Annotated in this window: 10 protein-coding genes; all 10 read right to left on the bottom strand. The window is 64.7% G+C overall.

The genetic code is table 11. From position 1 onward, the window contains the following. Positions 1-10 precede the first annotated feature (10 nt). Positions 11-694 (bottom strand): hypothetical protein, encoded by a 684-nt coding sequence (locus tag ABB25_RS01050; RefSeq protein ID WP_152980885.1) that lies wholly within the window; start codon positions 692-694, stop codon positions 11-13. Position 695: 1 nt separating this feature from the next. Further along, complete coding sequence (locus ABB25_RS01045; protein WP_057662438.1) at positions 696-1,145, bottom strand: GNAT family N-acetyltransferase; 450 nt, start codon at positions 1,143-1,145, stop codon at positions 696-698. After that, positions 1,145-1,690 (bottom strand): DUF6445 family protein, encoded by a 546-nt coding sequence (locus tag ABB25_RS01040; RefSeq protein WP_057662434.1) that lies wholly within the window; start codon positions 1,688-1,690, stop codon positions 1,145-1,147. Before ABB25_RS01040 ends, ABB25_RS01045 begins: the two co-directional genes overlap by 1 nt. Then, positions 1,690-1,911 carry a hypothetical protein gene (locus tag ABB25_RS01035; protein WP_057662430.1) on the bottom strand — a complete coding sequence of 74 codons (222 nt, stop codon included), beginning with the start codon at positions 1,909-1,911 and terminating at the stop codon, positions 1,690-1,692. Before ABB25_RS01035 ends, ABB25_RS01040 begins: the two co-directional genes overlap by 1 nt. Next, positions 1,904-4,327, bottom strand: a complete 2,424-nt coding sequence (locus tag ABB25_RS01030) for a sialidase/neuraminidase family protein (protein WP_057662428.1) — start codon at positions 4,325-4,327, stop codon at positions 1,904-1,906. The genes ABB25_RS01035 and ABB25_RS01030 overlap by 8 nt, the downstream gene beginning before the upstream one ends. After that, positions 4,327-4,686: a hypothetical protein gene (locus ABB25_RS01025; protein ID WP_057662425.1), complete on the bottom strand. Its 360-nt coding sequence runs from the start codon at positions 4,684-4,686 to the stop codon at positions 4,327-4,329. Before ABB25_RS01025 ends, ABB25_RS01030 begins: the two co-directional genes overlap by 1 nt. A gap of 64 nt (positions 4,687-4,750) precedes the next feature. Further along, positions 4,751-5,833 carry a phage capsid family protein gene (locus ABB25_RS01020; RefSeq protein WP_083488036.1) on the bottom strand — a complete coding sequence of 361 codons (1,083 nt, stop codon included), beginning with the start codon at positions 5,831-5,833 and terminating at the stop codon, positions 4,751-4,753. A 6-nt stretch (positions 5,834-5,839) separates the two neighbouring features. Continuing rightward, positions 5,840-6,553 carry a hypothetical protein gene (locus ABB25_RS01015; RefSeq protein ID WP_057662418.1) on the bottom strand — a complete coding sequence of 238 codons (714 nt, stop codon included), beginning with the start codon at positions 6,551-6,553 and terminating at the stop codon, positions 5,840-5,842. Positions 6,554-6,615: 62 nt separating this feature from the next. Continuing rightward, positions 6,616-8,514 (bottom strand): portal protein, encoded by a 1,899-nt coding sequence (locus tag ABB25_RS01010; RefSeq protein WP_057662416.1) that lies wholly within the window; start codon positions 8,512-8,514, stop codon positions 6,616-6,618. After that, entirely contained in the window at positions 8,511-9,785 is a 1,275-nt protein-coding gene (locus tag ABB25_RS01005; RefSeq protein WP_057662413.1) for a PBSX family phage terminase large subunit, read from the bottom strand. The genes ABB25_RS01010 and ABB25_RS01005 overlap by 4 nt, the downstream gene beginning before the upstream one ends.

The following is a 9,785-nucleotide window of genomic DNA, read 5'->3' as shown; positions in this document are numbered from 1 at the left end:
AGTTCACAGATCAGCCCCCGTAGCCGGATTTGCGGTTGGTGGCACCCTGGAACATGCCTGTGAGGTTGTTCATTCCGCCCATGCTCCCGCCGCCACCGCCCATGCCCATGTATGTCCCGGCGGCAGATGCCAGCGCGTTGCCGTAGCCGGCCTGTGCGCCGGCCGTGGCCGATGCTGCCATAGCCTTGGCATCGCCCTTGATGCCCATGGCGTTGGCGTACTGGTTGCCGAAGTTCTGGCCGAGATTGCCCATGTACTGGGACTGGTTCTGCCCCATCTGGGCAAGGTTGGCCAGCCGGCCGTAGTAGTTGCCGTAGTTCTGGCTGGCCAGCCCGCTGGCAAACGCCATGCGGTCGGCATCGGCGCCGCCGGAATAGAGGCCGCCACGGGCCGCCGCGCTGCGGTCCAGGCTTTGCAGGCCCTGGTCGCGGGCAAACTGGAAATCCGGCGATTCGTTGAAGCTGGAAAAGTCGCCGCTGTTGAGCGCCTGCATCTGCGCCAGCGCGCTGCCGCCGGCATCGTAGTACGGCTGGGCCAGTTCCATGCCCTGGTCGTACATCGCCTGATTTTGATCGATGGTTGCCTGCGCGGCATTTGCCTTCGCGTTGCCGGCCTTCTTTGCTGCTGCGCCCTGCCGGTTGGCGGAATACGCCATGCCGGCACCCACCGCCACTGCTGCCGTTACTGCTGCCATGTCAGATGTCCTTCGTGTAGCTGATTTCAGATTCCAGATATCCGCTGCGCTCATACAGCGCGGCAGCCTGGGGCGGGCTGTTTGGCATGTGCACCATCTGGATGCGGTTGGCGCCGGCATCGCGGCATGGCTGCTCGATGGCGCGCAGCAGGCGGTGGGCAATGCTGGTGCCGCGCACCTCCGGGGCAACCCACCAGACGATCTCCACCGCGAACAGCTGGTTGCGGTTGAACAGGAACGGGCACAGCATCACGCCGGCCATGCCGACCAGCTGGCCGTCGCGCTCGGCCACGAGGAAAACGTGGTCGGCGATCAGGCCGGTGGCCAGGTCTGCCACGCTGTCCTCGTCCATCGCCACCCAGTCGGCGTAATGCGTTGTCGGGTAGAACTGCGCGGACATGCGCACGATCGCCGGCACGTCGGCCAGCGTTGCATTGCGGATGATGGTCATCAGCCCCTCAGGGAAAAGAAGGCCACGGCGATGAGCCGGCCGGATTCGGGGTCAGTGCCGAATGCCGCGAACGGCCACCGGCTGTGGAACAGGGCTGACTCATAGATCACCAGCCGGCCCAGTTTCATTTCTGCCAGGCCGACCTGATCCCAGGCGCTGGCGTCGTCCCAGTCACTGCCGACGCGCTCAAGTAGATCCGCCTGCCCGGCGTCGATGCGCTCGGTGCCGGTGGCCTTGTGCCGCCACAGCGCGGTGCCGCCGGGGCCATCGCTCAGGTACAGCACCGCGGCGTGCGTGCCCCAGCCCAGATCCGAATGCACGGCCTGGTTTGGCAGCTCGCCGCCGTAGTTGAGCCGATAGCCCATGCCGAGCATGTCCACAGGCCCCATCGCTGCCTCGATGGCAGCCTGCAGGCCTGGCACATTCACCAGCGCCACCCGCTTGTAGACCTGGCCGTCATAGCCGGGCCAGTCGATGTACGGCGCGCGCAGGGCTTCGGCCCGGAGCCCTGCGGCATCCGGGATTGCGTCATCGATGATGAGCATCAGCCCTCCGTAGGCTCGATAGCGGCCACGCCGCCCAGAAGGTCGCGCTTGACCGGGCTGGACACGCGGATTTTCATGACGGCATGGCGGTAGCGGCCCAGGCGCAGCAGGCGGATGCGCTGTTCGTACTGGCCGACCGCACCCAGCGACCGGCGACGCCAGTTCGACCAGGTGTGGCCGCCATCCTTGGAGACGGCCACCTCGATGTAGTGGTCAGTCATGCTGCAGCTCCAGGATCGTGATGCTCGCGGCATTGCCGTACCCGCTGAACGGCGGGGCGTACTCATCCCACGACTGACCAAAGTCATCAGAGACCCAGAACTTGCTTGCTCCGCTTGATCCGACTACGCGCCCTGCCGCCTCGCTGACTTCGATCATGTTGTCAGCCCCGCTGATTGCGACAGATTGCCATGTCACGCCGTTGTCCACACTGAGCGCCACCGTTCCGTACCCGTTCTGACCGTATGCAAGAACATTGCCGTTGCTCAGCACCTTCAGCTGCGGACTAGCAGGGTTTGCCGGGGAAATGATGCCAACCTGCGACCAGGATTCACCATCTTCGGTTCGCCACACGCGCCGGATGCTGTCCACCATGTAGCCGTATTCCCCAGCAGCCACGCCGTTTTGCGTAGCAAAGTTCCCGCCTGACGCTGCAACTGGCGTCCACGCTGTAGGCGAGTCCTCGTCGCTGTAATATAGATTTTGAGAAGGGCCGGACTGGAAGTGGGCTATCCATCGACCTGAGTTCATGCGCGCCATACCACAGGGTATGCGGCCGAGTGGCGTGGCAATTTCATCAAACGTTTCCCCGCCGTCGCTGCTCAGGTGGTAGCTCCCGTATGCGCCAGCGCTATCCCAAGCCACCACAACGCTGCCGCTGATGCAGAAGTGGTCTGGCAAAAGCCCGGTCTTCGACTCCACTACAGTTGTCGCCGTAACGGGTACATATGCACCCCATGGCGGCGCCTCCGTGCGAACGATCTTCTGAACGTCACCTTGGCCGCGAGAGACAACATCAAGGATCAGGCCGCCAGGAACAGAGTGAACCGAACTAACTGAATTTCCTGCACTTGGGACAAGCGGGTACATGCTCGACCACTCGATCAAATCGCGCGAGATCCACAACCCCTCAACGGCACTGCTTGCAAGGACGTACAGAACGGGGGAGATCCTGACAATGTCCCTGATCTCTGCCCACAGGCCATTGCCATCCGTGGCGCGCACTGCAATAGGGAAGTCGCCTGATTCAAGCGGATCGCCACTTTCGATCACGCCGTTATCCCAGCTCAACCCATTTGGCAGACGGCCATCGGTGATCCTCACCGACCCGACAGGGGCGTCTCCAGCAGTAACGTTGTAGCTGTACCCAGGATATGGCCATCCTGCACTGCCTGTCGGCGCGCTGCCGGTGATCGTCGGCCCATTCGGCTGCTCCGGGAACTCGCCACTGATCACCGCCGGCTGCTGGCCGACTCCCATGATCAACTCGACACTGGCCGCAATGAACGCGCTCTGGTTGTCGGCCATCACCGGGCTGGTGCGCTCGGACACCATGGGCTGGTCGCCCTCGGCCTGGTAATCCCAGTCCAGCTGCCAGATGCGGCCGTTTTGGAAGTCGCCACCGAACCAGGCATTACCCCAGCGCACGGCATCATTGAGCCGCCAGCGGGACAGGCCATAGGACTCGCGGCGATGCCACAGGCCGCACACCACGTCATAGCCCCACGTCTGCCCGTCCGGGAAGGTCAGGTAGTAGCATTTGTGGCCGCGGTCTTCCCAAGCGAAGGCGAAGGCGTCCTGCCAGCGCAGGCCGGCCAGTGCGCGCTCAAGCGGCACGGTGGACACGCGCCGGGCAGCGTAGCCTTCCAGCCGGTAGACGATGCCGTCATCGCCCAGCCAGAAGACGCTGTTGTCCAGGTTGCAGATGGTGTTCCGGGAAGCGCAGCCGCGGTCGATGACGGCCCGCTTTGACTGGAAGGTGCCCGTTGCGCCGCCGGCATTGCCGTAAAACTCGGCCGTGCGCTCGCCGAAAACGATCACTTCGAACTGCGACACGGCCAAGCCGACGATCCGATCCGGCGCGGCCTCGGCCTCGTACCGGTCCAGCGTGTTGTAGTCGGTCGCGTCGGCCAGATTCGAATGGAACCAGAACCGGCCGGCAGGCTCGACGCCCAGCAGATAGCTGTCGATGTAGGCCGTCTGCAGCGAGCCCGGAAACCCCGGATCGGTGATGCGCTCGAACGTCTGCGCGCGGGTGTCGTAGACGTAGCCTCCGCCCGGTGCGCCGTTGCACACCAGCACCTGGTTGCCGCCGCCGAACTGGTTGTGACTGATCGACACGCGGCCAACACCGGGGATCGTGCCCAGCGGGATACCAACGCCGGTATTCGTGATCCGGTACAGCGTGCGGCCGGAGACAACGAACCGCTGTCCCTCGCAGTCGTGCATGCCACGGATCGGGCCGGTTCCGATCTGCTGGTATGGACGCAGGCCCGGAGGCGTGGCCAGCTTGGCCGGCGTCAGCGTGCCAGCCTGCTCGGCCACCACCGGCAACCAGTTGCAGGTGTCCTGCACCGACCAATGCCGGCTTTCGTCGGCGTAGAAGCCGCCGATCAGGTTGATGGGTTGCTGGCGCATCAGAAGTACTCAGCCGGCAGGGTGCTGCCCGCGTAGGGCTTGGCATTGAGACGGTACAGCGTGCGCTGCGCATCTGCGGCCCACAGTGCGAGGTTGGCCTCACGCGGGCCGAACACGCCATATTCGGCCACCATGGCGTGCGCCAGCTTCTGGGCCAGCGGGATCAGGAACGGAGCGGGGATTTCGTCGCCGTCCAAGTCGAACGGAATCAGGCCGTCGCCGTGCAGCGTCTCCAGCATCGATTGCAGGTACTGCTCAGCGTCTGCGGCATCTTCCGCCTCGGGAGCCTCGGTGGCGCTCACCACGTCCAGCATGCGCAATGCGCGGCGGATCAATTCATCGCGGCGATACGTGGCCATCGTTGCTCCATGAAATAGGAAGGGGCCAGCACATGGCCGGCCCCTTTGGGTACTGCTACTGCAGTCAGGCCGCGGCCGGAGCCGAGACGTAACCGGTCACCACAGCCCAATCCTTGGCCGCTGCATCGCCTTCCTTCCACTGCAGCTTCTCGACGCCACGGATCTCCATGAAGCCAACGCCGTGCTTGAAACCGTAGTCGTCTTCCTTGCGCAGGGTGGTCTTGGTGGTCATCGCCCATGCAATGCCCACGGCCTGCGCACCGCACAGGTACATCGGTTCCACCGGGATCGGGCTGGCGGCGGTGTTGTTGAACGCGCCGATGCTCGGAACCTCGCGGATGATCACGTCATCCCACCACAGCGAGTTGCCGCCGGTGAACAGCGGATTCTCCTTGCCGCGCTTCTCGGCCTCGGCCAGCACACTTGCCATGTCCAGCTTCAAATCACGGAAGGCTCGGGTGCCGACAAACAGCACGTAGGTCTCGTGGTCCTCGCCGTAGATGTGCGGGGTGATGCCCTCGCCGTTGGCAGCCTTGGCCGAGCGAGCAATGGCCTTCAGCTTGGATACCGTGGCGCGGTCCAGGGTCTCGGCGGCGGTGATCGCGTTCAGCGCGGTGGCGTGGGTCGCGTTGTAGTTGCTGGCCAGGTGGCCGAAAAGCACGCGGTCGGAGTTGGCGGCGGTCCATGCGTTCTTCTGGGCTGCGCTTGCAGTGGCATACGCCACGCCGTTGATGCTGCCAAGGGCCGTGGTGATGGCGTTGCGCAGGTGGCGGGTGGCCAGCACCTTGAGCGCCGACTTGCCGGCGTCGCGGATGTCGAACGGGCTGGCCTGCTCTTCCATCACGTTGACCACGGTCGCATCGCGAACCACGTCAACCTTGATCTGGTGGCCTTCGTTCGGGAGGGCCTTTTCATTGCCAACCAGGGTGGTACTGCCATCGTTGGGCGCCGAATCGCTCAGGGCGCCCACCAAATTGATGGTGATCGCGTCGCCCTTCTTCTTCGCCAGGTCGGTCTTGACCTGGAAGATCGAGCTCTCGTTCTGGCCCATGTAGCGCTTGTAGGCGTTACCCCGGACGTACTCCTTGAAGAAGCCATCGTCCCACTGCTTTGCGCGCACTGCGGTGCTTACGGTCGTGTCAGCCATTGTTTGTTACCTCGGGAAAAGTTCATCGACGGGGCTCGGCGCGTTCGGGCTGAATTGCCCGGCGGCGTTGCGAACCTGTGAAAGGTCTGGCGGGACTGCGGCGGCGGCTCTCGCCTTCTCGGCAGCCTTGGCGGCGAACTCGGCCTCGATCTTGGCGCGGACTTCGGCCTCGACCTTTGCGCGGTACGCCTCCGGGTCCTGCATCTGCGCCAGCTCAGCGGTTTTCTTGCCGAGCTGGTACAGCGCAAGGGCCGGATTGGCTGCCGACATCACCTGCTGGGCCAGAAGCGGGTTGCCCTGTGCGGCCTCGAGGGCCTTTGCGGCCATGTCGTCGTAGTCGGGGTATACCGCCTTGGCTTGCTCCTCCAGCGCGGCATGCAGGCGCTGTGCGGCGCGCTGCTCGACGATCTGGAGGTGCTGTTCCGGTGCCTCGAAGAACTCGGGCACCGGCTGCTGAGGCTGCTGCTTCAATTCCGCCAGTTGGCGCTCCAGAGCCTGGCGTTTCTCACGCTCGGCCAGCAGCGCCGGCAGCGGCACGGTCTTGTCCTCTTTGACTTCCGGGGCCGTCGGCGCCTCGGGGGCCGGTGTTTCCGGCTGTTCGACCGTTGCGGCGGGTTCCGGTGCGGGTTGCGCTTCCGTCAGCTCGGCGGCCTCCGGGGTTGCTGCAGCCGCACTGGCATCAGCCATGTCATCGAGAAAATCGCGTTCCTGATCTGCCATGTTTCATCACTCCTATCGACCGTTCGCCGTCGTCACGATCGAGCCGTAGCGCGCTCGTCCGCTCACCTCTGCCCAACAAAAACCCCGCCGGGTGGCGGGGTCAGTGCGGGATTCATCGGCGGCTGCAAGAGCCGCATTCGTTCGGTTTCTGCCCGGAACCGCTCCAGCTCCAGGCGCTGGGCGTCCAGCTGCAATTCGCCCTGCTTGACCTGCAGTTCGGCCTGCTTGATGTCGTTACCAGCCAGCTTCTGCTCGGCCTCCTGCAGCGCCTGCTGCATCTGCTGCATCTGCTGCTGGATCTGCGGTGGAATGCCGCCCTGGTCCAGATGCTCCAGAACCTGCTGCTTGTTGCGGATGCTCGACGCCTCGATGATCGCCCGCGTCGGGATGCTGGACGGGTCGGCCTGCTTGAGCTGGACCAGCTGCTCAAACTGCTCACTCTGAATCGTGATGCTGTCCGGGCCATCTTCGAGGATCAGGTCAACGTCCAGCTCGGCCAGTTCGTTCTGGACATGCACCACCTGCTGCAGCATCGGGTCAGCCTGCATCTGCTGCAGCTGCTCCGGCGGGATCGGCTGCCCGGCTTCCTCGGCCTGCTGCACCATCAGCTCCCACTGACGTACCGGCTTGTTGATGCCCACCCAGCGCAGGTTCTTCTCGTCGTCAGTGACGCGCACCCAGCGTTCGTCGGTCCAGTACTGCCGCACGCGATACCAGACCTGGCGGTACACGTCCCACGTCCAGCTGCGCAGGCCGCCCAGTACCCGGCTCATTTCGGCCAGGCCTGACTGCAGCATCATCTCCTGCGCACGGCCAGACGGCGCTGACTGATCCCCCTGCAGCGCAGGATTCACGCCGCTGGCGTCGATCTCGGCCTTAGCCTCCTGCAGTAGGTTGAACTGGCCCATCGCCAGGTCGGCATTGCGATCAATCTCGAACCGCATGCCCTGGCGCGTCATCACTACGCCGTCCGGGCGGTTCACCTCGCGCCGGGCTCGCTCAATGCTCTCGACCGCGCCCTCCTCGGTGATGATTGTGGTCGTGCTCAGCAGGTGCAGCGCCTTGCTGCGGCGCTTGTTGATCTCGTCCTGCGGGCTGATCATCCGCCGCACACAGCCGTAGCGCCGGTTCTCGCGGTCAACGTAGGCCGACACCGCAACCAGGTCGCACTGCGGCACGCCGTCCTCGTCAACGTAGGGGGAAACCTGCGGATCGCGCAGGAAGCCCCCGCCGCACACGATCGCCGTGTGCCACTGGCCCTTGTGCTTGAACCGGTGCTGCAACACGCGCACTCGCTTGCGGCTGCGGTCAGACCACAGCATCCTCGGCTTGTCGTCGAAAGTCTCGCCGGCAGTGTCTGCCGCATAAGCAGCACTGATCACCGCATCCCGGTCAGGCCAGCGCTCCAGCGCCTCGGCCTCATCCATCCACAGCACGACGCCCAGGTAGTTGGCGTCACTGAAATCCTGGCGACGACTGGCCGGGTCGTAGTAGAACCGGTCCCACGGTACATGCGTGATCACCACCTCCGCTTTGTCCCCGGCGTTCTGCACAGTCACCGTGGCCGCGCCGATGCCCTCGATCAGCAGGTTGTCACATGCATCCGAGCGGATTGCCCGGAAATCGGACTGATCGCACACGAAGCGGATGGCGTCGGTGACGCTCTCGGCCTCCTGCTCATGCTTGGGCGTGCGCGGATAGGCGCGTGGATCAGCGTGCATCCGGTCCGCATGACCGCGCAGGGCGTCGATTTTCGGGCCGATGCGGTTGAACACCACTGGCGGCTGCTTGCGCTGTGCCAGGGAGGCCAGCTCTGCCTCTGACAGCTGCCTGCCGTCGTAATAGTCGCGGTCGCGCTCAGCGTCGGCGCGCTCCTGCTGGTTCGTGTCCTGTGCCTCGCGGAACTGCGCGCACAGGGCCTCATGGCCGATCACCGGCTCTTTCTTTTCGGTCTCGGTCATACGGTTTTCCAGCTCTCCGCGCCGTGATCGGCGTCGATGTCGTAGTCGTCGTCACGGGTCTTGCTGCGCCCAGTCTCTGGCCGCGCCGCGTTGGTCATTTCGTCCAGGCCGCGGCCCACCAGGCTGCACACGTCCACCGCGTCATCCTGCCGGCCGTCCTCGCCGTTGAAGGCGCACAGCTGATTCAGCAGGCGCATTGCCCACGGCGCGGTGCGCGGAAGGTGCACAGTGCCGGCGCTGGCCCTGGCTGCGAAACCCAGGGCGCGCTCGGCCTTGCTGCCGGCAGATGCGAGCGGCACGCGACGCACGAAGGTCTGCGTCTCCCGCATGCGCTTCGTGATCGCCCCGTCAACCGCCCGCAGGATCACGCCCTTTTCCTCGAACGCCACCAGCGGACGGTGCTGGCCGATCAGCTCGATCCACTTGTCGATCCACTCTGCCGGGTCGGTCTGCCCGTACCACCAGTCCACCGCATAAAGGTCGCCGTTGTCGGCCAGCCCCCACACGCCGTGTTCCGTCCAGTCACCACCCTCCGGCGTGACCGCGTAATCGCTGGCGATGTAGAGGTTCAACCGGCTCGGCAGAACGTCGTAGTGCTTGAACCAGTCGCGCTTGAACATCAGGCCAGCAGCGCTTCGGCACTTGCCCTCCCAGACGTGCGCGTACAGATCCGGATTCAGCCGCTGCAACTTTAGCCGCTCTTTCTCCAGCTCATCCGGGAACCAGGGGTTGTCGCGCCAGTTGATGTCGATGACCAGTGTGTCCGGGTCATCGAGGCCGGCCAGCTGGTGCACAAAATCCTCGTCCTGCTCCGGGTTGTAGCTCCACCACAGCTCCGAGCCGGGCTTGCGGATCGTGGGGATCAGCACCTGGGCGGATCGCTCCGTTACCGTGTGCGCCTCCTCGATCCAGCAGATGTCGAACCCCTCATAGGATTTCAGGCTGTCAGCCGTATGGTCCTGCAGGCCAGCAAACGCGAACTCGGTGCCGTTCGGGCCTTTGATCACCTGCTGCTGCACGTCATACCAGCCGCCCAGACCCATGGACTGGATGGTGTCGGCCAGCAGACGGTGGCTGGATTCCTTGATCGACTTCTGCACCTCACGCACGCAAAGCACGCGCAATGGCTGCGCATAGCCGCGGATGGCCAGCAGCCGGGCGATGGACCAGGACTTGCCCGAGCCGCGCCCGCCGCGCGCGACCTTGTGCCGGCGCTCCAGCTGCCAGAAAGGCAGCATCTTCGCCGGGATGTCCAGGCGAAGGGTGCCCAT

The organism is Stenotrophomonas koreensis, from assembly GCF_001431525.1.
GTDB classification, from domain to species: Bacteria; Pseudomonadota; Gammaproteobacteria; order Xanthomonadales; family Xanthomonadaceae; genus Stenotrophomonas; species Stenotrophomonas koreensis.
The sequence above is the reverse complement of the archived record's forward strand: the minus strand, read 5'-3'. Positions and strand labels throughout refer to the sequence as shown.